We start from the raw sequence: 24,834 nt of genomic DNA, 5'->3' as shown, positions 1-24,834 counted from the left end.
GTGCATGCCAGCGATCACCGATACGCATTTGCCCATGACGATGACCTCAGCCACCCCGGACAACAGCCAGGCCAAACGCAATGTGGCCGTGTTGGTTGCTGCGCAATCCATCCTTGGGGCGCAAATGCCGATGATATTCATCGTCGGCGGATTGGCTGGGCAATCGCTGGCCAGCAATCCTTGCCTCGCGACTCTACCGATCTCACTGATCGTTTTGGGGTCCATGCTGGCCGCTACGCCTGTTTCGGCCATCATGCAGCGTTGGGGGCGTCGCGTCGGGTTTCTGGTCGGCGCAACGGCCGGAGCCTGCGGCGGCATTGTTGGCGCATATGGCTTGTATCTCGGGTCTTTCCCAGTGTTCCTTTTGGGCAGCTTGCTGACGGGCATCTATATGAGCGCGCACGGCTTTTATCGCTTTGCCGCTGCCGACACGGCCTCGGACGAATTCAAGCCCAAGGCGATATCCTATGTTATGGCGGGCGGTCTGGCCGCTGCGATCATCGGCCCTCAAATCGTCAAACTGACCTCAACCGCTTATGTGATCCCGTTTCTGGGCACGTATCTGGCGGTGATCGCACTCAATGTCTTTGGGTCCGCTCTGTTCTTTTTCCTCGACATCCCAACGCCCGAGAAACCAACTGCAGACTCCCCCAAGGGCCGTACGCGATTGGAGTTGCTCAAGACCCCCCGTATCGCCGTCGCAATCATCTGCGCAATGGTGTCCTACGCGCTCATGAACCTTGTCATGACCTCAACTCCTTTGGCAGTCGTAGGCTGCGGCTACAGCGCAAATGACGCCGCAGACGTTGTGACCGGACATGTGCTTGCCATGTATGTGCCCAGCTTCTTCACCGGCCACCTCATTGCCCGCTTCGGCGTCGAAAAGATCGTGGCGCTGGGGCTTGCAATTCTAGCCGCTGCTGGCGTCGTCGCATTGCAGGGGATTGAGTTGGAAAACTTCTTCATCGCCCTGATCCTTCTAGGTGTCGGCTGGAATTTTGGTTTCATCGGCGCGACATCCATGCTGGCGGCCTCACACGCGGTTCATGAGCGTGGTCGGATGCAAGGGCTCAACGACCTGCTGGTGTTCGGCGGCGTGACGTTTGCCTCACTGGCCTCGGGTGGTTTGATGAACTGCTCAGGAGGGTCGGCCGTCGAGGGGTGGACAGCCGTCAACCTCGCCATGATTCCGCTTTTGACACTGGCGGGCGGCGCGCTTTTGTGGCTCGTTCTGCGGCCATCAGACGCTCGGACCGCGTGATCCAAACCTACCAACGACCGGTTGCCGCAGTCCGCATCAAAGACCATCGGCGGCGTATCTCGCCTTGCGCCAGCGCGCCTGCTGCGACGCGTTCAGGCTGCGCCACCACCCTGCGCAAAACCCACTCGGTCTGCCATCCAGCGAACAGCGCGGGGCGTGCCTCAGCTGAGACGCCAGATCGCGCCGACCGCGCCTTTTCCAAACGGTCCAGTGCCTCCTGCGCCAGCCTCTGAACACCCTGAAGCGTCCCATCCAGCAAGGGAATACGCCCGCGGGCCTCAAGATCCGGGATCGCCCGCAGCCAGTTCGCAACCCCCATGGCATAGCCAAAATCGCGGAGGACGCTTTCTTCCGCCTCACCCACAGCTTGGGCGGACACAACGATTAAAGTTGCTGTACTATTGTCGATATAGCTGTCGAAATGCTCCCGATCCTCGAATGGATCTTTATATATATCCCAACGCCTTACGGAAACATATTCATCCATTAACGCAGCTAGGTGAGGCGACAATACCCGCGACAAAGGCGTGACCACCTCATGCCGACGCACGGTTGGTCCTTCTGCGATTTCCTGCAACGCGTCACGCCACCATTGCAGACGCATTTCTGCGATCATCGTCTCTTGCGTCACCCAAGGTGCGCGCGCGACTTCGACATTCAAAGCGTATAGCGGGAACAGCACTGCTCGCGCCGCAACCGGGGCTGCCATAGCGGCCATGAACCGATCCGGATCGGCGCGATGAACCAAAGCCGCGCAGGCTTTCACGTCGTCGTCAAACTGCACCTTATTCCGCCGCCGCGCTACGCGGCGCGCAATCGCGAACCAGTTTCCATTGGATGGCGTCCAACAAAGCCTCAAAGGAGGCATCGACTATGTTCGCGCTGACGCCCACGGTCGACCAACGCCGGCCGTGCCCGTCTTCGCTGTCGATGATGACACGTGTCACCGCCTCGGTCCCCCCCTGGGTGATCCGAACTTTGAAATCCACCAGATGCATGTCATCCAAAATCGGCGAATACTGCCCTAGGTCCTTCGATAGCGCTTTGGCCAGAGCGTTCACCGGCCCCCGGTCACTGCCCTCGCCGTCCAAGGATTCGCTCACCGACAGCTTTTTCTCCCCGTCGACTTTCACGACCACCACGGCCTCGGACAGGCTGACCATTTTGTTGTATTTGTTTTTACGCCGCTCGACCGTGACCTTATAGCGCTTTACTTCAAAGAATTCAGACAATTGCCCCAACTCATCGCGGGCCAGCAACTCGAAACTGGCCTGCGCGGTGTCATAGGAATAGCCCTCAGCCTCGCGCCGTTTAATCCGCTCCAGAATACGCCCCAGCGCAGGGTCACCAGCCTCGACCGCAAGTCCCGCATCGGTCAGCCGTTTGCGCAGGTTCGATTGACCTGCCTGGTTCGACATCGGAATGATGCGCGCATTGCCGATACTGGCGGGGTCCACATGCTCATAAGTCGACGGGTCCTTTAGAATCGCACTGGCGTGTAGCCCCGCCTTGTGTGCAAAAGCCGAAGCGCCGACATAGGCCGATTGCTTGCTGGGAACGCGGTTCAAAATATCGTCCAGCATCCGGCTGATCTGCGTCAGCCCTTCCAGCGCTTCGGTTGTCACGCCGATGTCAAACTGACTGGCATAAGGTTCCTTCAGCAACAAAGTCGGGATCAGAGAGGTCAGATTGGCGTTGCCGCATCGCTCACCCAGCCCGTTCAGAGTGCCCTGAACCTGCCGCGCCCCCGCATCCACCGCCGCCAGCGAACACGCAACCGCGTTTTCAGTGTCGTTATGTGTATGAATGCCCAGCCGGTCGCCGGGCAATCCCGCTGCGATCACCTCGGACACGATCCGGCTGACTTCAGCCGGAAGCGCACCGCCATTGGTGTCACACAAAACCACCCAACGCGCCCCGGCATCCAGCGCCGCACGGCATACCTGAACCGCGTAATCCGGATTGTCCTTGTAGCCGTCAAAGAAATGCTCGGCATCAAACAACGCCTCGCGCCCCTGGGCCACGATATGTGCAACGGACGCGCGGACGTTTTCGGTGTTCTCATCCAGCGGAATACCAAGCGCGTCTGTGACATGATAATCATGAGCCTTCCCGACCAGGCATACAGCTGACGTCCCCGCATTCATCACCGCCGCCAGCACGTCGTCATTTTCAGCCGAACGCCCCGAGCGTTTGGTCATCCCAAACGCGGTCAAAACCGCCGAAGTCCTTGGGGCCGCATCAAAAAACGCACTGTCAGTCGGGTTCGCACCAGGCCAGCCGCCTTCTATGTAATCCACACCCAGCTTGTCCAAAGCCTCAGTAATCTGAACCTTTTCTGCGGGTGAGAACTGAACACCTTGGGTCTGCTGCCCGTCTCGCAAAGTGGTGTCGTAAAGATACAGACGTTCTTTGGTCATGTGACACCCTCCAGTTTGGTCGCGTCAAACCCGGCACCTGGAACCAACTCAACTCCATCTTTGCTCATCCGCACCTCAAGCCCGGCCGCGACAAATGCCGTTTTCAAACGATCCACTTCCGAGAAGTCCTTGGACTGCATCGCCTCTGCCCGCGCCTGAACCAGTTTCTCAGCAAAAGAGGACAAGTCCAGCCCATCGACCGCAATCCAATCCCCAAGCTCAGGTGACAAAAGACCCAATACCCGGGCGCTGGCCAACAGCCCAGCGGCATCTCCTTCTGTCGCTAAACGGTGAAGTTCCGTGATGGCACCCGACGTGTTCATGTCATCGGCTAGCGCTGCGATCACCGAGGGTGCCGCGCTGGCGGCGGGCTCGATGCCCGCAGTCAGCGCCCGCCACTTGCGCAACGTCGCCTCGGCCTCGCGCGCCTTTTTCTCGGTCCAGTCCATCGGTTTACGGTAATGAGTTTGCAGGAACACGAACCGGATCACCTCACCCGGCACGCCTTTCTCAAGCAGGTCGCGAACAGTGAAGAAATTGCCCAACGACTTGGACATCTTCTTGCCTTCGACCTGAAGCATCTCATTGTGCATCCAGACCCGAGCGAACTCGCCATGCGGATGCGCGCACTGGCTCTGAGCGATCTCGTTTTCATGATGCGGGAACATCAGATCGTTACCGCCACCGTGGATATCGAAGCTTTCGCCCAACAGCTCATAGCTCATGGCCGAGCATTCGATATGCCATCCCGGACGCCCCCGGCCCCAAGGGCTATCCCACCCCGGCAACTCATCCGTCGAGGGTTTCCACAGGACGAAATCCATCGGGTTCTTTTTGTACGGCGCAACCTCAACTCGCGCACCCGCGATCATGTCGTCGACCGAACGACCCGACAGCTTGCCGTAATCCTCTTTCCAACTGTCCACCGCGAACAGAACATGGCCCTCAGCCTCATAAGCATGACCTTTGTCGATCAAATCTTCGATCATCGCGATCATCTGGGGGATGTACTGCGTGGCGCGGGGCATCTCGTCCGGTTCCATCGTGCCTAGCGCACCCATGTCGTGAAGGTACCAGCTTATGGTTTCATCGGATCGTTCCTGCACCAATTGCTCCAACGAACCGTCGGCCCCCGCCCGTTTGCGTTCCAGCGCGGTGACGTTGATCTTGTCATCCACGTCGGTGAAGTTGCGAACATAGGTCACGTGTTCCGCGCCATAGACATGACGCAGCAACCGATACAGCACATCAAACACCACGACGGGACGCGCGTTGCCCAGATGCGCCCGGTCGTAAACGGTCGGGCCACAGACATACATCCGCACGTTGTCGGCATCGATCGGAACGAAATCCTCTTTCGTCCGTGTCCGAGTGTTGTGCAGTTTGATCGTCGTCATCAGTTCAGCCCTCAAAAACAGCATGCGCAGTCGCGTTGGCGCGGGCTTAGCAACTTGTCTCAGGGATGAAAACGAAAGAAACCGGCCCGCTTGAGAATTCAGCAGGAAATGCAGCAGATAATGATGCAGGTCATCCGGTTCATGCGCCTCGCATAACACGAGATGCCCTTTGAGCCAAGGCTTGAGTTTGGCGGCAGCCGACGGCACTCTGCCATCTATGAGCCGAGAATTCGTCAATAGCATCTGCGCCGAATTGCCGGGCGCTGACCTCTCCGACCCTTGGGGCGGTGGGCATGATGCGTGGAAAATCGGGGGTAAGATGTTTGCCTGCATCGGGTCCCTCGGGGACGGTGTTTCTGTAAAAACACCGGATATCGAGACGGCACAGATGCTGATCGAGGCTGGTATTGGGATAAAGGCACCCTATTTCCATCGCAGCTGGATTCGCCTGCCCTGGGAAACTGATCCCGAGGAAATGCGCCATCGGTTGGTGACCTCCTACGATATCGTCCGGGCGTCTCTGACCAAGAAAGCCCAGGCCGCGCTGCCACCACGAAGCTGATTGACAAACCGACACTGCTCTGCCCCATTCAGCGCCAGTCAGGCGAAGGAGTCGGGTCATGAAATTGTCGCATCACATCACTCATTTGACCGAAGGCGGGTCTGATGGATGGGGCGTTTTTTACCGCGCGCGCCGCATGGTCGCCGAAGGGCATGCGATCACCGAATTGACCATCGGAGAACACGACATTCTGACGGACGCGTCCATCCTTGCGGCCATGGATGCCTCGGCCCGAGACGGGCATACCGGATACGCGATGGTGCCAGGCACTGACTTGCTGCGCGACACTGTCGCTGCGCGCGTTCAATTGCGCACTGGTGTGAAAACAACCCGCGACAATGTGCTGATTACACCCGGTGGGCAATCAGCGCTCTTTGCCGCTCACATTGCTGTATGTGATCCGGGCGATACCGGGCTGTACATTGATCCGTACTACGCGACCTATCCTGGCACGATCCGAGGTGCAGGCGCAGTGGCAAAGCCTGTACAGGCGCGGGCTGAGGACGCGTTTCAACCGCGTGCCGCTGATATCGACGCCGCCGCTGATGGAGCGGTGTCTCTTTTGATCAATTCACCAAATAACCCAACCGGCGTCGTCTATTCCGAAGAGACTCTGGTAGGCATTGCAGATGTGTGCCGTAGCCGCGACCTTTGGTTGATTTCCGATGAGGTCTACGACACCCAAGTTTGGGATGGTCGGCACATCTCACCCAGAACTCTGCCGGATATGGTCGGCCGGACGCTTGTGGTCGGTTCGATGTCAAAATCACATGCGATGACCGGGTCGCGATGCGGATGGATCGTCGGGCCTGAGGATGCGATTGATCATCTGATCAACCTTGCCACGCACACGACATACGGCGTACCGGGTTTCATTCAAGATGCAGCGAGTTTTGCCCTGAACGCAGGCACCGAGCTAGAGGAAGAAATCGCCGCCCCGTTCCGACGCCGACGCGCTCTTGCGATGGGCATCCTTGACGCACAGCAGACCGTTGGCGTGGTTCCGGCGCAAGGCGCCATGTACCTGATGCTGGACATTCGCGCGACTGGGCTTAGTGGCGAAGATTTCGCCAACGCATTGCTCGATACACACGAAATCGCCGTGATGCCGGGTGAGAGCTTTGGCTTGGCCGCCACGGGGCACGTCCGCGTCGCTATGACGGTAGCAGACGAAAAATTTGCGGATGCGCTACAAACCGTTTGCCGCTTTGCTGCAACACTCGCCGACCAGAAGGCGGCGGAATAGAGTGGATCAGAACCGGAATGTTGTGCGCAGGTTGAACACGTTCGTGTCCAAGCCACCACCAGATTCGGGCAAATCGTCGAAGTCCTGACGCAGTGCCTCGCCGCTGATCACAAACCGCTCTCCAATGGGATAGGCAACGCCAATTCCGTAGACAGCTGCAGTGTCGTTTTCACCCGAGGTGTCGGCGCGCGACGTGCCAACGACCACGTAGCCAAGGGCGGAACCAAAGTCGTACCCCCCCCGGATCTTGAGGCGTGACATACTGTCGAGGCTTCCTTCGCCGCGTCCCAAATCAAGGTTCAGCCGGTTGTATTCCAGTTCGCCACCAAGCACGAAGCTTCCAAAATCGTAGTCGTAGCCGACCAATGGCCCGAACCCAAAGTCATTGCCGCCACTGCCCGAAGGTCCATCCGCGTCCGCATAGCCAAAACTGAGCCCTGCATAGGCCCCCGTCCAGTCTTCGGACAGAGCCTGACCAGCCACCAGCGTCAGTGATGCTGCAAGTAGGGCCCTTAAGACGTTCATTCAGACCTCCGAGAACTCGATTCAAGTCCGGCGAACCAGTTTGATCCCGCTATTTCGGGCCCTTGCGCCATGAAATCAGCTTCAACATACGATCTAGTTTCAAATACCTAACATTAGATTAACAGAATTCTACGAAAACGGGAAAAAACATTCTATCACGCTCAATTGCTCGAATTTTATTGCGGTCTTTTTTCGTCGCCAACCGACCCGAAGGTCGCAAACAGAACAGAATTCGAGGCGTTTTGTCGCATAAATTCTATGCATGGTAAAAAGGGATACCATGGCGAACGATGTCTGGAAAATTCACCTGATCAGCCGCACGATCGGCGCGGATCGGGGGCGTGCTGCCCGAGGACGCCCACGGGGCAAGTAACCCCGCTTTTCCTCAGTTTCCAGACCAAAAACCGGACATTTACCATGAATGAACTCTCCCGCTCTTCCTCTCGTAGCGGCGGTCGCGCTGCACGTCGTGCGGCGCGCGCTTCTGCGTTACCTGACCATCTGCGCCCCGTGCGCCCCGGAATGGAAGGCGGCAGATACAAACCGCTCAGTCCGTCAGACGTCGAACGAATACACAAGGCGGCATTGCAAGCTTTGGAAACCATCGGGCTGGCGGATGCACCCCCAAGCGGTATCGACTATTTGATGCGGGCCGGCTGCACACTGGGCAACGATGGTCGCATTCGGTTTCCCGCATCTCTGGTCGAAGATACTTTGGCCACGGCGAACCGATCCGTGACGCTGTACAGCCGCGATGGAAAGACGGACCTGGACCTGACAAGCACCCGGGTCCACTACGGCACTGCCGGAGCAGCCGTGCACATGGTGGACGTCGATGGACGGAATTACCGCGACTCCACCGTGCAAGACCTGCACGATGCAGCGCGCATTTGCGAGCAGTTGGACAACATCCATTTCGTGCAGCGCCCCATGGTGTGCCGCGACATTGCAGACAATCTCGAGATGGACCTGAATACGATCTACGCTTGTAGTTCTGGGACATTCAAGCATATCGGCACCTCATTCACGGACCCGAGCTACGTCGCACAAGCCATTGAGATGCTTCACATGATTGCTGGTGGAGAGGACAAATGGCGCGCGCGACCTTTCGTGTCGAACACGAACTGCTTTGTCGTGCCACCTATGAAGTTCGCGACTGAAAGCTGTCAGGTGATGGAGAACTGCATCAAAGCTGGAATGCCAATTTTGCTGCTCTCGGCAGGTATGGCCGGCGCGACAGCGCCGTCATCCATCGCTGGTGCCATAACACAAGCCACCGCCGAATGTCTGGCCGGTCTGGTTTACGTAAATGCCGTAAGCGCCGGGCATCCCGCGATTTTTGGCACTTGGCCTTTTGGGCTCGACCTGCGAACAGGTGCGATGTCCGTGGGCTCCGGTGAGCAGGCTTTGCTGAGCGCGGGTTGCGCGCAGATGCATGCGTTCTACGACTTGCCCGGGGGCACTGCCGCCGGTGCGTCGGACTCCAAACTTCCTGACATGCAGGCGGGTTGGGAACAGATGTGCTCAAACGTCATGGCCGGATTGTCCGGTGCGAACATGATATACGAGGCCGCTGGGATGCATTCGTCTTTGCTAGGATTTTGCCATGAGTCTTTGATTCTGGGCGATGACCTGATCGGCCAGGCGCAACGTTGCGTGCGAGGGATCGAGGTTTCGGATGAAACGCTCGCGCTGGATCAAATGGCCGAAGTCTGCATGGGCGGGCCAGGTCATTATCTGGGCACCGACGCCACGTTGGGTCGAATGCAGGCCGACTACGTCTACCCAACGTTCGGCGACAGGACTTCGCCCAAGGAATGGGCTGAGCTTGGAAAGCCAGATCTGGTTGAAAAGGCAAAAATGCGGAAAGGCGAAATTTTGAGTCAACCGTCTCCGGCTATGTTTGATCCCTTGCTGGATGCAGCGCTTCGGGACAAGTTTAACATCCACTTGCCATCATAACATTATGAAAAGGCGGCCCGAATAAAATCGGGCCGCCAGTATGTCAGAGATATCAGCCGTTGGTTGGCGGCAGCAAACCAGCCTCTTGCGCGATAGTGATTTCATCTGCATCCAAGGCGCCGTCACCGTTGGCGTCCATCGCCGCGAATTTATCGGTATCGACCTCGGGCATGACAGCCTGAACTTCTTCAATGGTCAGAACACCATCCCCGTTCGCATCCGCGCTGGATTGAGCTTGCGCCAATGCAGGCAATCCGAGAGCGATGAACAATGTGACGGCCAGATTTTGCGGTTTCATGATAGAACCTCCTGTGTGAATTTCTGCGTTTCAGTCCGGACAGGCACCAGACACACGCTTTCGCCCTGCGCCGTCACCCCGTTTCACCGGTCAGTAGCAAATTCGCGCCATTCTCCGCGTGTTTGTCCGAGTCGCGCCTGCAATCAACCGCTGGCAGAAACGCGTAATTGCTGTCTCGGCGGTTCTTTCCTCAGTTGGCACGCACAATCCGGCAAGGCTTTGCCGGGCTTGACGACTCGCTTGCGCAAAAAGAAAGGGGGCCAAAGGCCCCCTGTCAGTTTCGCCATCCAGGCTCCATTCGTTGACCGCCCGGTGTTTTTTTGCCTGCGGCCTGGACGTCGTATGGGACGAGCGCACCCGTCCCTGAAAAGAGTGGGAAGGAGCAAATATTCCGCCCCACCCTGTTCCCGGCCAACACGGGCATGTCGACCGAGTGGAGCAAGGCGCGCTTGGTAAGTCTCAGCGCTTTGCTCCGTATTCGTCGGGGTCGGTACCTGTGGCAGCTATCCGACCCCTGCACCCCGGGTTGCCGGGGCGCTAAACTAGAATTGCTTCATCGCAATCCGGATCGTTTTCATCGAAACACCAAAGTGCTTAGCGAGTTTTGAAGGGGTTCGACCATGAAGACCAATCGCTGCCTTCAAAGCGGCGTCGCCGAACAACAAAACTGCGGCGAACTCGTTAGCTTCTTTCTCCTGATGATCATCTACATAGAAAGCGTAACCTGAACGGTCTAAATACATCGCGTCTGCAAGCGGGTCCTTGTGGTTCGCATGCAAGAAATAGTGGCCCATTTCATGTAGAACTGACCATCTCTGGCTCTCCACCGAGTGCGCTGAGTTCACCTGAATGCAGTAACCATTGTCGGAAAACGGATCCTGCACTAACCGGCCAGCCATTCCGAATGGAAGGTTTATTCTTTCGACTGAAAACCCAAGAGTTTCGGCCAACTCCTTTACTGATTTTGCCTTTCCTCGCGCGTTCGGAGACAAATTGAACTTTCGGAATGCGTCTCTGGCTCTTCCATCGGAAGGCAGTTTTCTGAACAATTCGCGTAAAGTTCTCATTGTCATACTCCTCCTCAACTACACCCGCTTGTCGCGCCGCAGGTGTTGCACTTCATGCAGGTGCCGTTGCGCACCAGCGTGTAGTTTCCGCATTCACCGCAAGGATCGCCCTCGTACCCTTGCATCTTGGCTTTGGTCCGTGCGTCCATTCCAGTTGCGACAGCGGTTTCGGCAGGCGCTTCGAACGTGGCTGCGGTTTCGGCCATGCCAGTCACGTCGCTCTGACCACCGTTGAAGACCATCAGGTCTTGCGGCAGCCGCTTGCGCAAATAGCCAGTTGAACTGATTTGTTTCAGCACTTCCAAGGACTTGGTTGCAGCGCTTTCACTGATTTCCGAGACATTTGACAAACCGTCTTCCTCGCCACGACCCAGATCGTCGAACGTCGCGCCTTCCGGCTTCACATGGGCCAGATCGGTGCGGTCCAGATAGGACACAGCCAATTCGCGGAAGATATAGTCCAGGATCGACGTCGCGTTCTTGATCGAGTCGTTGCCCTGCACCATCCCCGCCGGTTCGAACTTGGTGAAGGTGAAGGCATCCACAAACTCCTCCAGCGGCACGCCGTATTGCAGCCCGACCGACACCGCGATGGCAAAGTTGTTCATCATCGCCCGGAAGCCAGCGCCTTCCTTGTGCATGTCGATGAAGATCTCGCCCAGCTTGCCGTCTTCGAACTCACCAGTGCGGAGATAGACCTTGTGGCCGCCGACTATAGCCTTCTGGGTATAGCCCTTGCGGCGATGGGGCAGTTTCTCACGATGGCTGCGGATCATTTCCTTGACCACAACCTTCTCGATCACCTTTTCGGCCAGAACGACAGCTTTTTCCTGCGTCGAGCCGCTTTCCAGCACTTCCGCCGCTTCATCGTCATCCTCGACCAGCGCCGCCGCCAGAGGCTGCGACAGTTTCGAGCCGTCACGATAGAGAGCGTTCGCCTTCACACCCAGCGACCAGGACAGTTCGTATGCCTTCTGGCAATCTTCGATGGTCGCGTCATTCGGCATATTGATCGTCTTCGAGATCGCACCCGAGATGAAGCTTTGCGCTGCGGCCATCATGGTGATATGGCTGTCAACCCCAAGGAAACGCTTACCTTTCTTGCCGCACGGGTTGGCGCAGTCGAAGATCGAATAGTGCTCTTCCTTCAGATGCGGCGCGCCTTCCAGCGTCATGGTTCCGCAGACATGATCGTTCGCTGCGTCGATATCAGCTTTGGTAAAGCCCAGATGACGCAGCAGATCGAACGTCGGGTCATTCAGCTTGGTCGCCGGGATGCCCAGAACACCGGTGCAGAAATCTTCGCCCAACGTCCACTGGTTGAAGACGAACCGGATGTCGAAGGCGCTTTCCAGCGCAGCGTCCACCTTGGCCAGCTCATTCGGGCCAAAGCCGTGACCGGTCAGTGAGGTATGGTTGATCCCCGGCGCGTTGCCGATGGTGCCGTGACCAACTGCGTAGCCCACGATCTCTTCGATCTGAGCCGAAGAATAGCCCAGCTTTTCCAGCGCCGAAGGCACCGAGCGGTTGATGATCTTGAAGTAACCGCCACCGGCCAGTTTCTTGAACTTGACCAGCGCAAAGTCCGGCTCGATCCCGGTGGTGTCGCAATCCATCACCAGACCAATGGTGCCGGTCGGCGCGATTACGGTGGCCTGCGCGTTACGGTAACCGTTTTTCTCACCAAGGCTCAGTGCCTCATCCCAGGCGGACATGGCCAGATCGACCAGACGCTTATCGGGGCAGTTGCCATGATCCAGAGGCACCGGCTTTACCGCCAGCTTCTCATAGCCGTCAGTTACGCCCTGCGATGCGCGGCGGTGGTTACGGATGACGCGCAGCATGTGGTCGGCATTGCGCTCGTAGCCATTGAAGGCGCCCAACTCACCAGCGATCTCGGCCGAGGTTGCATAGGCCACACCGGTCATGATCGCGGTCAGCGCGCCACAGATCGCCCGGCCCTCGTCCGAGTCATAGCTGTAGCCCATGTTCATCAGCAGGCCGCCGATGTTCGCATAGCCCAGACCCAGCGTGCGGAAGTCGTAAGACAGCTGCGCGATTTCCTTTGATGGGAACTGCGCCATGGTCACCGAGATTTCCAGCGTCAGGGTCCATAGGCGCGAAGCGTGCATATAATCCGCCGCCTGGAACTCACCATCCTTTAGGAAGGTCAGCAGGTTCATCGACGCCAGGTTACAGGCCGTGTCGTCCAGGAACATATATTCCGAGCACGGGTTCGAACCGCGAATCTCACCATCCTGAGGGCATGTGTGCCACTCGTTGACCGTGTCGTGGAACTGGATGCCCGGATCGGCACAGGCCCATGCAGCGTGGCCAACTTTTTCCCACAGATCGCGCGCCTTTACGGTCTTGGCGACCTTGCCATCGGTGCGGTTGATCAACTCCCAATCGGCGTCTTTTTCAACAGCGGTCAGGAACGCGTTGGTCACGCGGATCGAGTTGTTGGAATTCTGGCCCGAGACCGAACTATAGGCTTCCGAATCCCAGTCCGTATCATAGGTCGGGAATTCGATGCTGTCGTGGCCCTGCTTTGCATAGTCCAGAACACGCTTGATGTAAGTTTCGGGGATCGCGACCTTTTTGGCTTCGCGAACCGCCTTCTTCAACGCGTCGTTCGAATTCGGATCATAGGCGTCGTCGGCGGACCCATCCCAAGAACGAATGGCCTCGAAAATACCGTTCAGCATCTTCTCGTGCATCTTTGATCCGGCAACGATCGAGGCCACCTTCTGCTCTTCGATCACCTTCCATTCGATGAATTGCTCGATATCAGGGTGATCTGCATCGACGATCACCATCTTTGCTGCTCGACGGGTTGTCCCGCCTGATTTGATCGCGCCAGCGGCACGGTCGCCGATCTTGAGAAAGCCCATGAGGCCCGAGGACTTGCCACCACCCGACAACGCCTCGCCTTCTGCACGCAGATGGCTGAAGTTGGTCCCGGTACCCGAACCGTATTTGAACAGGCGCGCCTCACGCACCCACAAATCCATGATGCCGCCTTCGTTCACCAGATCATCATCGACGGACTGAATGAAACACGCATGCGGCTGCGGATGCTCGTATGCAGATTTGGACTTGGTCAGCTTGCCGGTCTTGTAGTCCACATAGTGGTGCCCCTGCGCCGGACCGTCGATTCCATACGCCCAGTGCAAGCCAGTATTGAACCATTGCGGCGAGTTCGGCGCGGCGCGCTGGGTCGCCAGCATATAGCGCATCTCGTCGAAATAGGCGCGCGCGTCTTCTTCGGTCGTGAAATAGCCGCCTTTCCAACCCCAATAGGCCCAAGCCCCGGCCAGACGGTCGAACACCTGTTTGGAAGACGTCTCACCTTCGAATTCCGCATCGTCCGTTGGGACCGAGCGCCACAGGAACTCGGGTACGTCCTTTTCCTTGACCTTTTTTAGCTTAGACGGGACGCCCGCTTTGCGGAAGTATTTCTGAGCGATAACGTCGCTGGCCACCTGACTCCACTTTGCGGGAACTTCGATCTCATCAAGGCGGAATACGATGGTACCGTCCGGGTTGCGAATTTCAGACGTGGCGGACACAAAATCCAGCTCTGCATAGGCATCTTGATCTGGTTTGGTGAATTTTCTTTCAATCTTCATGTCCGCTGCCCTAGCTTATGTCTGAACTGTCCGGCACCAAATCTTGTCATGCGGGGTGCCACCCGCAGGTCGAATAACCCGACGCAAAGCACCAGCCGCTGTCATCGACAGCGCAAGACCGCCAATTCGGTCGCACGTCAAAATGGTTAGCTTTCCGTCCCTTGCCCGTCGCCTTGTTCTGGTCGAAGTCTACCAGATGTAGTGGCGTGTCATTCGGCCTATACAATTTGGCGTATCTTGCCATATCAGGTCAACGGGGTTTTTCGCTCATTTTTGAAATCTTTTTTGTTGACCTTTCTCAATCGGCAGGCGGAAAACCGCCGCCGGGCGATTCCTCTACAAGGTATTCCCAAGGTGGACCCTGAAGTTGAATGCCGAATTCCCGTTTTTTGAGGCATGCTTATTGGGCATTCGTAATCTGCCCATTTTAACCGTTAAGTCAGAGAATCATCGTCGCCTTGGTCGGACACATGCCATAATTCTGCGATGACCGAATTTCCGAACCTGGACTTATCACCATGATCTTTCTTCGTTTCCTTGCGATACTTGCCCTCATCGTGTCCTGCACGACACAAGAGAGGATTGCCGGTTCCCGAAGCGCACAGTTCGCTGATTATCCCAAAAATCTGTTCAACTCATTTGAAACAGATTGCGCAGGTCCTGGTGACGATTACCTGAAAGCCGACAAGAACAGCTTTGAATGCCGCGAGTCGCTGCCGCCAGACACAACGGCGTTCTTGATTCTCAATTATGACGGCTACCCGCAGGAGCTTCCGAAAATCGTGACCCGGCTGAGTTCCCGCAAGAACCAACTGGGATACCGTGTCGATGCCGACCTGTTTTTCTTGGTTCCACAGAAGAATGGTCAGACACTGAAAGTCCCCGTCGAAAGCGAGGCTTTGGATCGGGATTTTTCCCGCCTGTACGCCACCTACGGTGGAAGCCCAGTTTAGAAAGGAAAGTGGTCGGGGCGGCAGGATTCGAACCTACGACCCCCTGTACCCAAAACAGGTGCGCTACCAGACTGCGCCACGCCCCGGACCGTGCGCCTTCCTAAACGCGCCGTTCTGATTTGAAAAGCCCTAACAAGCCCAAATCGCCGGACCTTGCGAAAAAATTTCGTGGCGCATTTGCGTTCCCGGCTGAATGCCGTACCGCGTGGCCAATCCGGCGTTGATCTCAAGAACCGCAAACACCGTATCGCCACCATCAATTGGCGTCAGATCGCCGGGCACTGCGCTTTTATGTACGTGCGAGACCAAACCGGTTTTGTCGATGAAAATAATATCCAACGGTATCAGGGTGTTTTTCATCCAGAACGCGACGGGCTGCGGTCTGTCATAGACAAAAAGCATGCCCGCTCGGGACGGCATGCTCTCGCGGAACATGAGTCCCCGAGATTTTTCCTCGGGGGTAATCGCCAACTCGACATCGAACCTTACCTGGGCCGCGTCATTTCTCAATTCGACACGGTCCGCGCGACACTCTGCCCCGGCGCTTCCGCCAAGTCCAAGGGCAAGAATCACCACTGCAGCACGAAACCCGATCATGATTGCCTCAGCTGCTGAGGGCCGCTTCCCAGGCCAGAACCTGCGCTGCCATTCTGCCCCGCTTGCCGTCGATGACGCGGATGGCCAATGCCTCACCCGGTTGCAAGTCCGCAAGGCCGGACCGGCGCAAGACTTCGATATGCAGAAAGACATCGTCGCTGCTGCCGAAAACGTTAGCAAACCCGAAACCTTTGCCTTTGTCGAACCACTTGACGCGCGCGGCCTCCAACGGCGCATGCGCAATCACGGTCGGGTCAAGCTCGGCAAAGTCGGCCAGCATCATGGTGTCGGCACGTGCCGGAGGATCTACGCTGATCACTTCGACCGCCTGAACACCGCGGTCGGTCTTGTGAGTCATGATCTCGATACCGGCACCATCGGCGACCGAGCTCTGCCCAAAGTTACGCAGCACATTGACATGCAGCAGAATGTCCGGGCCGCCTTCGTCGGACACAACAAAGCCGTATCCCTTAGCGGGATCGAACCATTTTACGTGTCCACGGACGCGATACATACTGTTCATGTCATCAGGCACTGCGTTCTCTTCAAAGTAATGTGCGAGTGGTCGAAGATTTGTTGTTTATGATATTGAGCCGCAAATTCAAGCCGAAAAAATCCTTTGTTTACGACCTGTTGCATTTCACGATACGCGAATGTCATGGATTCAGCCTCTGCACTTGCCAGTCCGAGTCTGTTGTGGCTCGGGTCCACCTGAACCTGTCGTGCAGCCGGAAGGTCCCGTCCGCCCAGAATTCGATTTCGACCGGCGACAATCGGTACCCACCCCAAAAATCAGGACGCGGTGGGTTCGGGCCGAGTTTGGCGGTCACCTTGGCGACTTCGGCCATCAGGGAAGCCCGGCTGTCCAATGGTTGTGACTGGCGCGACGCCCAGGCCCCCAGTCTGCTTTTTAAAGAGCGCGAGGCAAAATACGCGTCGGCCTGCGCGCCTTCTTCCCGCGTTATTGTACCACGAACCCTAATCTGACGCCTTAAAGATTTCCAATGCATCACAAATGCCGCCTTGCACGCGCTCTCAAGCTCTATGGCTTTGGCGCTGTGGTAATTCGTATAAAAAACGAACGCATCTTGTTCGACTTCTTTTAATAGTACCATTCTGACATTTGGCAATCCATCCGAATCCACGGTTGCCAGCGCAATCGCGTTCGGATCATTTGGCTCAACTTTCTCGGCCTCAGCCAACCACCGCCCCGCAATGTCAAACGGATCGGCCCCGGCAAAAATGCCATTGCGCTCGCTCATTTCCATCCCCTGGAATGACTTGGACCTAACCCTAAGGCGAGAACCCGCTGCGGGCAAGAGCGCATGGCCTTGATGCAGGGCAATCAATGGCATAAACCAACCGAACATGACGGGATGAGTGGCGGAGAACCAAACATGTCAAATCAGTTGATGGCCGGAAAACGCGGCCTCATCATGGGACTGGCCAATGACAAATCGATCGCATGGGGCATTGCCCGTGCCCTGTCCGAGGCCGGGGCCGAACTTGCCTTTTCCTATCAGGGCGACGCACTGAAAAAGCGCGTCGATCCGTTGGCAGCGCAGTTGGGCAGCGAAATTGTGCTGCCATGCGACGTCGGTGATGAGACCTCGATCGACGACCTCTTCAGCGCGTTGTCCGAAAAGTGGGGCAAGTTGGACTTCATCGTTCACGCCATCGGGTTTTCCGACAAGAATGAGCTGCGAGGTCGTTATGTCGACACCAGCCGCGCCAACTTCAAACTGACAATGGATGTGTCGGTCTATTCCTTCACTGCTGTTATGCAACGGGCAGAAAAGATGATGTCGGAAGGGGGCAGCGCGATCACGCTAACCTACTACGGTGCGGAACAGGTGATGCCGCACTACAACGTTATGGGCGTTGCCAAAGCCGCGCTTGAGGCATCGGTGAAATATCTGGCCGAGGATCTGGGCAAAGACGGCATCCGCGTGAACGCGATCTCGGCAGGCCCGATCAAGACGCTGGCCGCCAGCGGTATCGGCGACTTTCGTTACATCATGAAGTGGAACGAGTATAACTCGCCCCTTCGTCGTAACGTGTCCATTGATGATGTGGGCAAATCGGCGCTGTACTTGTTGTCCGACCTCAGCAGCGGCGTGACCGGTGAAAACCTGCATGTGGATTCGGGCTATCACATCGTCGGCATGAAAGCCGTCGACGCTCCGGACGTTGAAAAAGGATAAAGCCCCATGAGCGCCAAGGACCGCCTGCCTCACGAAAAAGGCTTTCACATCAGCTGGGATCAAATCCACCGCGACTCGCGCGCGTTGGCTTGGCGGCTGGACGGGCAAGGCCCCGACGATGGCGCATGGCGCGCTGTGGTGGCCATCACGCGCGGCGGCATGGCCCCTGCGATGATTGTCAGCCGTGAACTGGACATTCGCAAAGTCGATACCGTCAGCGTCAAATCCTATCACCACCAGTCGCAAGGTCAGGCCGAAGTTCTCAAGGCCCCTGACGCCGAACTGATGGGCGATGGCGAAGGTATCCTGATCATAGATGACCTGGTCGACAGCGGCAAAACCCTGGAACTGGTGCGCGAGATGTACCCCAAAGCCCATTTCGCAACGGTCTACGCCAAACCCAAAGGTCGCCCGATGGTCGACACATATATAACTGAGGTCAGCCAGGACACATGGATATTCTTCCCCTGGGACATGGCCTTGCAATATGTCGAGCCCTATCGCGGCACGGACTGACCTGATCTTCTTCCGTTCAAAAATACTCCGGAGCGCGAGACAGAGCCTCGCAAAAAGACTGCGAACATCATGACCCAGACCCGCACCAGCGCCACCTTCCCGCCCCCGGTCATGGAGGCGCGGCGTTGGCTTGACGGTGTCACCTTTCCGGCTGACCGCCCTCTGATCAACGTCAGCCAAGCCGCTCCTGTGGACCCACCGCCCCTCGCCCTACGTCAGGCGATGGCCGAGTTTGCGGTGACCGAGGACAGCGCGCATCTCTACGGACCCGTTCTGGGAAATAATGACCTGCGTGAAGAACTCGCGAAACAGATCGGGCATCACTACGGTGCCGGTGTCAGCGCCAATCAGGTGGCAATCACGTCCGGCTGCAATCAGGCGTTCTCGGCCGTAATCACGGCGATTACCGATCAAGGGGATGAGGTCATCCTGCCGACGCCATGGTACTTCAACCACAAAATGTGGTTGGACATGGCGGGTGTTCACGCGGTCGACTTGCCGACCGAAGATGATCTGCTGCCCGACCCGGACAAAGCCCGCGCGCTGATCACCGAAAAAACCCGCGCGATTGCGCTGGTGACGCCGAATAATCCCGGCGGCGTCGAATACCCGTCAGACCTGGTGCGCGCTTTCTACGACCTCGCGCAGGAAACCGGCATTCGCTTGCTGCTGGACGAAACATACCGGGATTTCGACAGTCGTAGCGGCCCTCCGCATGATCTGTTCCAACAACCCAACTGGGATGAGACACTTGTTCACCTCTACTCATTTTCAAAAACGTACCGCCTGACCGGTCACCGGGTTGGAGCATTAGCGACCAGCCCGGCCTTGCTGGCTGAAACCGAAAAGTTCCTCGACACGGTTGCCATTTGCCCTGGTCAAATGGGGCAGTTCGCGGCGCTTTGGGGAATGCAGAACCTGTCGCAATGGGTGGCGGCTGAGCGAGACGAAATTCTCGACCGCCGCGCAGCAATCAGCGAAGCGATGCCGAAGCTGGCAGCGAAAGGCTGGCGCCTGCTCGGCCTGGGTGCTTACTTCGCCTATATGGAACATCCATTCGACATTCCGTCGGACGAACTTGCCCGCAGGCTCGTGCCCGAGGCCGGCATTCTGCTGCTGCCCGGAACCATGTTCATGCCCGATCATGACCCGGCAGGAAAGCGGCAGGTTCGCATCGCGTTTGCCAATCTCGACCGGGCGGGTATCGGCCAGATGTTCGACCGTCTACAGGCGCTAAGCTTCTGAGCTTGCCCCTCGGCGGCGCGCGTCGTATTCAGGGCCGCAACCTACAGGGCAGAGACTTGCCATAAGCACGAAAGAGGGCACACATGGCCGCAGGCATGAAAAACCTATCCAAAACCTTTGTCTGGATTCTCATGGGTCTTTTGATGCTGGGTCTGGCCGGGTTCGGCGCAACAAGCCTGACTGGCACGGTCCGCACCGTGGCACAGGTCGGGGACGAAAATGTCTCGGTCGATGAATATTTCCGCGAGTTGCAGCGCGAAATCCGCGCGGTTGAGGCGCAAACTGGTCAGCCGATGCAAATCTCTCAGGCGCGCGATCTGGGTCTGGATCAACTTGCCCTGTCCCGCCTGATTTCTTTGGCTGCGCTTAACAATGAGGTCGGCCAGCTTGGCATCTCGATCGGTGACGAGAACCTGCAGCAGGAAATTGTTCAGATACCCGCTTTTCAGGGCGTGAACGGCACGTTTGACCGCGAGTCTTATCAGTTCCAACTGGACCAGATCGGCATGACGGATTCTGAGTTTGAAGACGACTTGCGCAAAGAATCGGCGCGCACGATCGTCCAAGGTGCCGTCATGAGCGGCGTCGAAATGCCTCGCGCGATGACGGACGCATTGGCAAACTACGTTCTGGCCCGGCGCAGCTTTACCCTTGCGACACTGTCTGCCGACGCTTTGGAAACGCCAGTGGCTGAACCAACCGACGCGCAGGTGCAGGCTTATTATGATGAGAACACCGATCAATTCACCCTTCCCCGCACCAAGCGCATAACCTATGCGATCCTGTCTCCTGCGATGTTGCAGGATAGTGTTGAGGTCGACGACGAAACATTGCGCCGTCTCTATGACGAGCGGGCAGCGCAGTACCAGCAGCCCGAGCGTCGTCTGGTCGAACGCCTGACCTACCCCAACGAGGCAGAAGCCACCGAGGCGCTGGCGCAGTTGGAAGTCGGTGGCGCGAATTTTGAGCAACTGGTTCGGAGCCGTGGACTTGAACTTAGCGACGTGGACTTGGGCGACGTGACTCGCGAAGATCTGGGTGATGCCGCAGATCGGGTCTTTGCCGCCGAGATTGACGATGTGGTCGGCCCTCTTCCCAGTACCTTCGGCCCTGCACTGTTCCGCATCAACGGCACTCTGGCCGCCAATAATATCAGCTTTGAAGAGGCCGAGCCGGAATTGCGGGAAGAACTGGCCGCAGATCGCGCACGCCGTCTAATCGAAGCGCAGGCCGAGGACATCAACGACATGCTGGCGGGTGGCGCGACTCTTGAAGAGCTTGCCGGTGAGACCGAAATGGAGGTCAGCGAAATCGATTGGACCCGGCAAAGCGACGAAGGCGTCGCGGCCTATGACGGGTTCCGTTCGGCGGCTATCGCCGTGAATGAAGGCGACTTCCCCGAAATCGCGTTTCTGGAGGACGGCTCGATCTTTGCTCTGCGTCTGAACGAAGTGCTGGAGCCGCGCCCTGAGCCTCTGGACAGCGCCCGCCCTCGTGTCGCGGGTGCCTGGGTACAGCAGGAGATCGCCAAGGCCCTGCAGGATCAGGCCAATACCATCCTGACGCAGTTGGCAACCGATGGCGACTTCACTGCGACGGGTCTGCCGTTTCGTGTCGAAAACGCTTTGACACGCACCGCATTCCTAGACGATGTGCCTGCGGATTTCATGCCTCAGGTATTCGAAATGGAGCCTGGCGAACTGCGCGTGATCCCCGGCCATGACGCAGCCCTGATCGTTCGGCTGGACGAAGAATTGCCCCCTGCCGAAACGGATGAGCAGCGGCAGATGCAGGACGCCCTGGCGGCGCAGCTTAATCAGGCCTTGGCGCAGGATATATTCAACATCTACGTGCGCGATGCCCAAACCCGCGCCCGCCCCGTTCTGGACCAACAAGCGTTGAACGCGGTTCAGGCGAACTTCTAAAAGAGTACGGACATGGCCCTGACCCCAGACTTTGACAGTTTCGCCCGCGCTTACGAGGCGGGCGAAAATCAGGTCGTCTATACCCGGCTCGCGGCCGATCTGGATACGCCCGTTTCGCTGATGCTCAAACTGACCGGCGCACAGAAAGACGCGTTCATGCTTGAATCCGTCACCGGTGGTGAGGTGCGCGGCCGGTATTCGATCATCGGCATGAAACCCGACCTGATCTGGCGCTGCCGGGGCGAGGTGTCCGAACTCAACCGCTCGGCCCGGTTTGATGCCGACGCGTTTGAGCCGCAGGACGGTAAACCGATGGACAACCTGCGGGCGCTGCTGGCGGAAAGCCGGATCGAACTGCCCGAGGACATGCCTCAGGCTGCGGCCGGTCTGTTCGGGTATCTGGGGTATGACATGGTGCGGCTGGTCGAATACCTGCCGGACGTGAACCCCGACCCGTTGGGTCTGCCGGACGCTATCATGCTGCGACCGTCCGTGGTTGCCGTTCTGGACGGCGTCAAAGGTGAAGTTACAGTCGTGTCCCCCGCATGGGCCAGCGACGGGCAATCCGCCAAAGCGGCGTATGCACAGGCCGCCGAACGCGTCATGGACGCGGTGCGCGATCTGGAACGTGCCATGCCATCTGAAACGCGCGATCTGGGTGACGCGATCGAGGTTGGCCCGCCTGTGTCGAACTTCACCAAGTCCGGCTACATGGAGGCCGTCGAGAAGGCCAAGGAATATATCCGCGCCGGAGACATCTTTCAGGTTGTCCCCGCGCAGCGCTGGACGCAGGACTTCCCACAACCACCCTTTGCGCTTTATCGATCATTGCGGCGCACCAATCCGTCGCCTTTCATGTTCTACTTCAACTTCGGCGGCTTTCAGGTCGTCGGCGCAAGCCCGGAAATCCTTGTACGCGTTTTCGGCAGTGAGGTTACCATTCGACCTATCGCAGGCACGCGTCCTCGTGGCGCGACCCCCGAAGAAGACAAAGCAAACGAGGTCGAGTTGCTGGCTGACCAAAAGGAACTGGCAGAGCACTTGATGCTGCTGGACCTAGGCCGCAACGATACCGGCCGCGTGTCCAAAATCGGCACCGTGCGCCCGACCGAAGAATTCATTATCGAACGCTACAGCCACGTCATGCACATCGTGTCGAACGTGGTCGGAGAGCTTGCCGAAGACAAAGACGCGCTGGATGCGTTCTTCGCAGGGATGCCAGCGGGTACAGTGTCCGGTGCCCCCAAAGTGCGCGCGATGGAAATCATTGACGAGTTGGAACCCGAAAAGCGCGGCGTCTATGGCGGCGGCGTCGGCTATTTCAGCGCAGGCGGTGACATGGACATGTGTATCGCCCTGCGCACCGCAATCGTGAAGGACCATAAGCTTTACATTCAAGCTGGCGGCGGTGTTGTCTATGACAGCGACCCCGAGGCGGAATACATGGAAACTGTCCACAAATCCAACGCGATCCGCCGCGCCGCTGCAGACGCGGCCCGTTTTACCGGAAACGGCAACGCGTAGCAGTTGGGCGAAGGTTTCGCCCGGTACTTAGCCCGTCGCGCCTGCTACTGGATTTGCTTCATCATCACCGCGGAAATCGGAGCCATTGCAACCCGATTGCTGCGGTCTTCCAACCCCCACAGCAGCAGCGCCGAGATCGTCTCGGGGCGCAAGCGGCCCATCATTACGACCGCGCCCTCCTGACCGGCGCGAAAAGCTGCCTGATCCAGGAAACGACGCATGATCTTGGCATCCTGGCGCGCACCGTCAAAGTCGCGGAAAACCACACTGGACGGGACTCCGTCACGGGCCGCCAACTTTTGGACCGTGTTCAACCCATTGTCCTGCGTGACCAGCCCCCGCCCGGTGCCCGCCGCAATCGCAGCGACCTGATCAGCAAGCTTGCGGTTGCCGTGAATGCCGCTGTCGACCCCTTCCAGAATACCAACCGTCTCGGGCAAGGCATCCAACCAAACGGACAAAGACACCTCTGCATCCTGCGCACTGGCGGCTTCGGGTAAATCGGCCAAGGCCAGAACTTCAAAACCAGCCTTGCGATGGCGCGCCATCTTTTCCGCAGCTTCCGGGTCGGAGGGGCTGACCGCAAAGCTCAGCGGGTACGGGAAGTCTTTCAGCGCTTCGGCACCATATGCCCCCGCTTCGTCGATCAAGATGATCGACATCAAAGGCTTGGCATCGGGATTTTCGAAAGTCGCGGCAAAATCCTCGATAGGATTGATCGGAGGCAAAACTTGAGCGGAAGCCTCCTGCACCAGCTCGTCGTCACGCTCATGCAATGGTACAACACGCTTGCCAGCCAAGGTGCCGGACGAGGTCGGCTGGTCTGTCTCGACCGATGGCAGCGTCAAAATACGCGGCTCTTGCCGGGGTTGCGTGTCTTCCTCACCTTCTACGGCAATCGGGTTATCCTGCGGCTCAGGCTGTTCGGGAACAAGGACGGCCACTTGCTGATCCTGCGGCGGGGTTTCGCCGACTGGCGCTGGATCAGGCGCTGGCGGCGTATCTGTCACGACCTCAGGCGCGACCTCTTGCTGAGGCGACGTCGGCGCGGGAATCGGAACAGGCAAAGCGGCCGGCGCGTCTATCGCAGGGCTATCTGACAGTGATGCGGCGATGGTAGGCGCCTCGGGGCTATCGGGGCTTGCGCTGGTTTCAGGCGGCTCGTCCGTCTCCAAACCCGCGCTGCCAAGGCCATCCAGCGTGTCTGTCTGCGCCTCGGGCGCGTCGGGGGCGTGAGGCGGCAGCTCGACAAGATCAGCATCCGCACCGGAATCATCGACATTTCCGGATATTACCGGCTCGGGCGTTGCCGATACTTCGGGTGCCGTTGTTGCGATTTCGGGTTTACGGGTCAACGGCGCTGTCAGGGAAACAACCGCACCCAATGCCAACACAGTGATCGCCCCGGCGATCAGACCACCGAAAAATCCGCCCATCGAAAACTCGCCTCTCGCGTTGTTTCTTGCCTCACACACCCCTGCGACCGTCTGCTGCGGCACT

Annotated in this window: 21 protein-coding genes and 1 tRNA gene; 10 read left to right on the top strand and 12 right to left on the bottom strand. The window is 57.9% G+C overall.

Translation table 11 applies throughout. The features are described from left to right. The first annotated feature begins 34 nt into the window (after nucleotides 1-34). Entirely contained in the window at nucleotides 35-1,261 is a 1,227-nt protein-coding gene (locus ACR0CR_RS08705) for an MFS transporter (RefSeq protein ID WP_480598248.1), read from the top strand. Between the two features lie 7 nt (nucleotides 1,262-1,268). Here the strand turns inward: ACR0CR_RS08705 and ACR0CR_RS08700 are convergent, their stop codons facing one another. Genes ACR0CR_RS08700 through cysS form a run of 3 tightly spaced genes read right to left on the bottom strand, consistent with a single transcriptional unit; the run spans nucleotide 1,269 to nucleotide 5,078 of the window. Further along, the gene (locus ACR0CR_RS08700; protein WP_480598222.1) at nucleotides 1,269-2,045 is read right to left on the bottom strand and encodes a squalene/phytoene synthase family protein; all 777 of its coding nucleotides are present in this window, start codon (nucleotides 2,043-2,045) and stop codon (nucleotides 1,269-1,271) included. 1 nt (nucleotide 2,046) lies between these two features. Then, a complete protein-coding gene (gene cimA, locus ACR0CR_RS08695; RefSeq protein WP_480598221.1) occupies nucleotides 2,047-3,681 on the bottom strand; it encodes a citramalate synthase in 1,635 nt (544 codons plus the stop codon). Next, entirely contained in the window at nucleotides 3,678-5,078 is a 1,401-nt protein-coding gene (cysS, locus tag ACR0CR_RS08690; RefSeq protein ID WP_480598220.1) for a cysteine--tRNA ligase, read from the bottom strand. Before cysS ends, cimA begins: the two co-directional genes overlap by 4 nt. 217 nt (nucleotides 5,079-5,295) lie before the next feature. On the opposite strand from cysS, the gene ACR0CR_RS08685 reads away from it, so the two are divergent. Both ACR0CR_RS08685 and ACR0CR_RS08680 read left to right on the top strand, forming a co-directional pair. Continuing rightward, nucleotides 5,296-5,640 (top strand): MmcQ/YjbR family DNA-binding protein, encoded by a 345-nt coding sequence (locus ACR0CR_RS08685; RefSeq protein ID WP_480598247.1) that lies wholly within the window; start codon nucleotides 5,296-5,298, stop codon nucleotides 5,638-5,640. 58 nt (nucleotides 5,641-5,698) lie between these two features. Then, a complete protein-coding gene (locus tag ACR0CR_RS08680; RefSeq protein WP_480598219.1) occupies nucleotides 5,699-6,886 on the top strand; it encodes a pyridoxal phosphate-dependent aminotransferase in 1,188 nt (395 codons plus the stop codon). Between the two features lie 6 nt (nucleotides 6,887-6,892). On the opposite strand, the gene ACR0CR_RS08675 is transcribed toward ACR0CR_RS08680, so the two are convergent. Further along, a complete protein-coding gene (locus tag ACR0CR_RS08675) occupies nucleotides 6,893-7,411 on the bottom strand; it encodes an outer membrane protein (RefSeq protein ID WP_480598218.1) in 519 nt (172 codons plus the stop codon). A 417-nt stretch (nucleotides 7,412-7,828) separates the two neighbouring features. On the opposite strand from ACR0CR_RS08675, the gene ACR0CR_RS08670 reads away from it, so the two are divergent. Further along, a complete protein-coding gene (locus tag ACR0CR_RS08670; RefSeq protein ID WP_480598217.1) occupies nucleotides 7,829-9,373 on the top strand; it encodes a trimethylamine methyltransferase family protein in 1,545 nt (514 codons plus the stop codon). A 52-nt stretch (nucleotides 9,374-9,425) separates the two neighbouring features. On the opposite strand, the gene ACR0CR_RS08665 is transcribed toward ACR0CR_RS08670, so the two are convergent. The 3 genes from ACR0CR_RS08665 to ACR0CR_RS08655 all read right to left on the bottom strand — a co-directional run bounded on the left by ACR0CR_RS08665 (nucleotide 9,426) and on the right by ACR0CR_RS08655 (nucleotide 14,370). Beyond that, nucleotides 9,426-9,671: an EF-hand domain-containing protein gene (locus ACR0CR_RS08665; RefSeq protein ID WP_480598216.1), complete on the bottom strand. Its 246-nt coding sequence runs from the start codon at nucleotides 9,669-9,671 to the stop codon at nucleotides 9,426-9,428. Between the two features lie 542 nt (nucleotides 9,672-10,213). Continuing rightward, nucleotides 10,214-10,738: an ImmA/IrrE family metallo-endopeptidase gene (locus tag ACR0CR_RS08660; RefSeq protein ID WP_480598215.1), complete on the bottom strand. Its 525-nt coding sequence runs from the start codon at nucleotides 10,736-10,738 to the stop codon at nucleotides 10,214-10,216. Nucleotides 10,739-10,752: 14 nt separating this feature from the next. Then, on the bottom strand, nucleotides 10,753-14,370 hold the full coding sequence (locus tag ACR0CR_RS08655; protein ID WP_480598214.1) for a vitamin B12-dependent ribonucleotide reductase: 3,618 nt from the start codon (nucleotides 14,368-14,370) through the stop codon (nucleotides 10,753-10,755). 518 nt (nucleotides 14,371-14,888) lie between these two features. Between ACR0CR_RS08655 and ACR0CR_RS08650 the strand changes: the two genes are divergently transcribed. After that, nucleotides 14,889-15,323 (top strand): hypothetical protein, encoded by a 435-nt coding sequence (locus ACR0CR_RS08650; protein WP_480598213.1) that lies wholly within the window; start codon nucleotides 14,889-14,891, stop codon nucleotides 15,321-15,323. 9 nt (nucleotides 15,324-15,332) lie between these two features. Here ACR0CR_RS08650 and ACR0CR_RS08645 read toward each other — a convergent pair. From ACR0CR_RS08645 to pdxH, 4 genes are all read right to left on the bottom strand, one after another. Further along, nucleotides 15,333-15,409: transfer RNA gene (locus tag ACR0CR_RS08645), tRNA-Pro, on the bottom strand. Nucleotides 15,410-15,452: 43 nt separating this feature from the next. Next, complete coding sequence (locus tag ACR0CR_RS08640) at nucleotides 15,453-15,920, bottom strand: DUF192 domain-containing protein (protein ID WP_480598212.1); 468 nt, start codon at nucleotides 15,918-15,920, stop codon at nucleotides 15,453-15,455. A 7-nt stretch (nucleotides 15,921-15,927) separates the two neighbouring features. Next, a complete protein-coding gene (locus ACR0CR_RS08635) occupies nucleotides 15,928-16,434 on the bottom strand; it encodes a cold-shock protein (protein WP_480598246.1) in 507 nt (168 codons plus the stop codon). A gap of 142 nt (nucleotides 16,435-16,576) precedes the next feature. Next, nucleotides 16,577-17,182 (bottom strand): pyridoxamine 5'-phosphate oxidase, encoded by a 606-nt coding sequence (pdxH, locus tag ACR0CR_RS08630; protein WP_480598211.1) that lies wholly within the window; start codon nucleotides 17,180-17,182, stop codon nucleotides 16,577-16,579. Between the two features lie 135 nt (nucleotides 17,183-17,317). On the opposite strand from pdxH, the gene fabI reads away from it, so the two are divergent. From fabI to trpE, 5 genes are all read left to right on the top strand, one after another. Beyond that, nucleotides 17,318-18,124, top strand: a complete 807-nt coding sequence (gene fabI, locus ACR0CR_RS08625; protein ID WP_480598210.1) for an enoyl-ACP reductase FabI — start codon at nucleotides 17,318-17,320, stop codon at nucleotides 18,122-18,124. A gap of 6 nt (nucleotides 18,125-18,130) precedes the next feature. After that, nucleotides 18,131-18,640, top strand: a complete 510-nt coding sequence (gpt, locus tag ACR0CR_RS08620) for a xanthine phosphoribosyltransferase (RefSeq protein ID WP_480598209.1) — start codon at nucleotides 18,131-18,133, stop codon at nucleotides 18,638-18,640. A gap of 69 nt (nucleotides 18,641-18,709) precedes the next feature. After that, nucleotides 18,710-19,885, top strand: coding sequence for an aminotransferase (locus tag ACR0CR_RS08615; RefSeq protein WP_480598208.1), 1,176 nt, complete (start codon nucleotides 18,710-18,712; stop codon nucleotides 19,883-19,885). An 83-nt stretch (nucleotides 19,886-19,968) separates the two neighbouring features. Continuing rightward, nucleotides 19,969-21,810, top strand: a complete 1,842-nt coding sequence (locus ACR0CR_RS08610) for a peptidyl-prolyl cis-trans isomerase (protein ID WP_480598207.1) — start codon at nucleotides 19,969-19,971, stop codon at nucleotides 21,808-21,810. 12 nt (nucleotides 21,811-21,822) lie between these two features. Beyond that, nucleotides 21,823-23,334 carry an anthranilate synthase component I gene (gene trpE, locus ACR0CR_RS08605; protein ID WP_480598206.1) on the top strand — a complete coding sequence of 504 codons (1,512 nt, stop codon included), beginning with the start codon at nucleotides 21,823-21,825 and terminating at the stop codon, nucleotides 23,332-23,334. A 44-nt stretch (nucleotides 23,335-23,378) separates the two neighbouring features. Here trpE and ACR0CR_RS08600 read toward each other — a convergent pair whose 3' ends face one another. Continuing rightward, the gene (locus ACR0CR_RS08600; RefSeq protein ID WP_480598204.1) at nucleotides 23,379-24,770 is read right to left on the bottom strand and encodes a divergent polysaccharide deacetylase family protein; all 1,392 of its coding nucleotides are present in this window, start codon (nucleotides 24,768-24,770) and stop codon (nucleotides 23,379-23,381) included. Between the last annotated feature and the right edge of the window lie 64 nt (nucleotides 24,771-24,834).

The organism is Ruegeria sp. AM2 (assembly GCF_056540685.1).
The sequence above is the reverse complement of the archived record's forward strand: the minus strand, read 5'-3'. Positions and strand labels throughout refer to the sequence as shown.

Excerpts from the sequence above, each read along its gene's own strand:
- ACR0CR_RS08705 (WP_480598248.1), top strand. The coding sequence starts at position 35 with ATGACGATGACCTCAGCCACCCCGGACAACAGCCAGGCCAAACGCAAT.
- cimA (WP_480598221.1), bottom strand. The coding sequence starts at position 3,681 with ATGACCAAAGAACGTCTGTATCTTTACGACACCACTTTGCGAGACGGG.
- cysS (WP_480598220.1), bottom strand. The coding sequence starts at position 5,078 with ATGACGACGATCAAACTGCACAACACTCGGACACGGACGAAAGAGGAT.
- ACR0CR_RS08685 (WP_480598247.1), top strand. The coding sequence starts at position 5,296 with ATGAGCCGAGAATTCGTCAATAGCATCTGCGCCGAATTGCCGGGCGCT.
- ACR0CR_RS08680 (WP_480598219.1), top strand. The coding sequence starts at position 5,699 with ATGAAATTGTCGCATCACATCACTCATTTGACCGAAGGCGGGTCTGAT.
- ACR0CR_RS08675 (WP_480598218.1), bottom strand. The coding sequence starts at position 7,411 with ATGAACGTCTTAAGGGCCCTACTTGCAGCATCACTGACGCTGGTGGCT.
- ACR0CR_RS08670 (WP_480598217.1), top strand. The coding sequence starts at position 7,829 with ATGAATGAACTCTCCCGCTCTTCCTCTCGTAGCGGCGGTCGCGCTGCA.
- ACR0CR_RS08665 (WP_480598216.1), bottom strand. The coding sequence starts at position 9,671 with ATGAAACCGCAAAATCTGGCCGTCACATTGTTCATCGCTCTCGGATTG.
- ACR0CR_RS08660 (WP_480598215.1), bottom strand. The coding sequence starts at position 10,738 with ATGAGAACTTTACGCGAATTGTTCAGAAAACTGCCTTCCGATGGAAGA.
- ACR0CR_RS08655 (WP_480598214.1), bottom strand. The coding sequence starts at position 14,370 with ATGAAGATTGAAAGAAAATTCACCAAACCAGATCAAGATGCCTATGCA.
- ACR0CR_RS08650 (WP_480598213.1), top strand. The coding sequence starts at position 14,889 with ATGATCTTTCTTCGTTTCCTTGCGATACTTGCCCTCATCGTGTCCTGC.
- ACR0CR_RS08640 (WP_480598212.1), bottom strand. The coding sequence starts at position 15,920 with ATGATCGGGTTTCGTGCTGCAGTGGTGATTCTTGCCCTTGGACTTGGC.
- ACR0CR_RS08635 (WP_480598246.1), bottom strand. The coding sequence starts at position 16,434 with ATGTATCGCGTCCGTGGACACGTAAAATGGTTCGATCCCGCTAAGGGA.
- pdxH (WP_480598211.1), bottom strand. The coding sequence starts at position 17,182 with ATGAGCGAGCGCAATGGCATTTTTGCCGGGGCCGATCCGTTTGACATT.
- fabI (WP_480598210.1), top strand. The coding sequence starts at position 17,318 with ATGTCAAATCAGTTGATGGCCGGAAAACGCGGCCTCATCATGGGACTG.
- gpt (WP_480598209.1), top strand. The coding sequence starts at position 18,131 with ATGAGCGCCAAGGACCGCCTGCCTCACGAAAAAGGCTTTCACATCAGC.
- ACR0CR_RS08615 (WP_480598208.1), top strand. The coding sequence starts at position 18,710 with ATGACCCAGACCCGCACCAGCGCCACCTTCCCGCCCCCGGTCATGGAG.
- ACR0CR_RS08610 (WP_480598207.1), top strand. The coding sequence starts at position 19,969 with ATGGCCGCAGGCATGAAAAACCTATCCAAAACCTTTGTCTGGATTCTC.
- trpE (WP_480598206.1), top strand. The coding sequence starts at position 21,823 with ATGGCCCTGACCCCAGACTTTGACAGTTTCGCCCGCGCTTACGAGGCG.
- ACR0CR_RS08600 (WP_480598204.1), bottom strand. The coding sequence starts at position 24,770 with ATGGGCGGATTTTTCGGTGGTCTGATCGCCGGGGCGATCACTGTGTTG.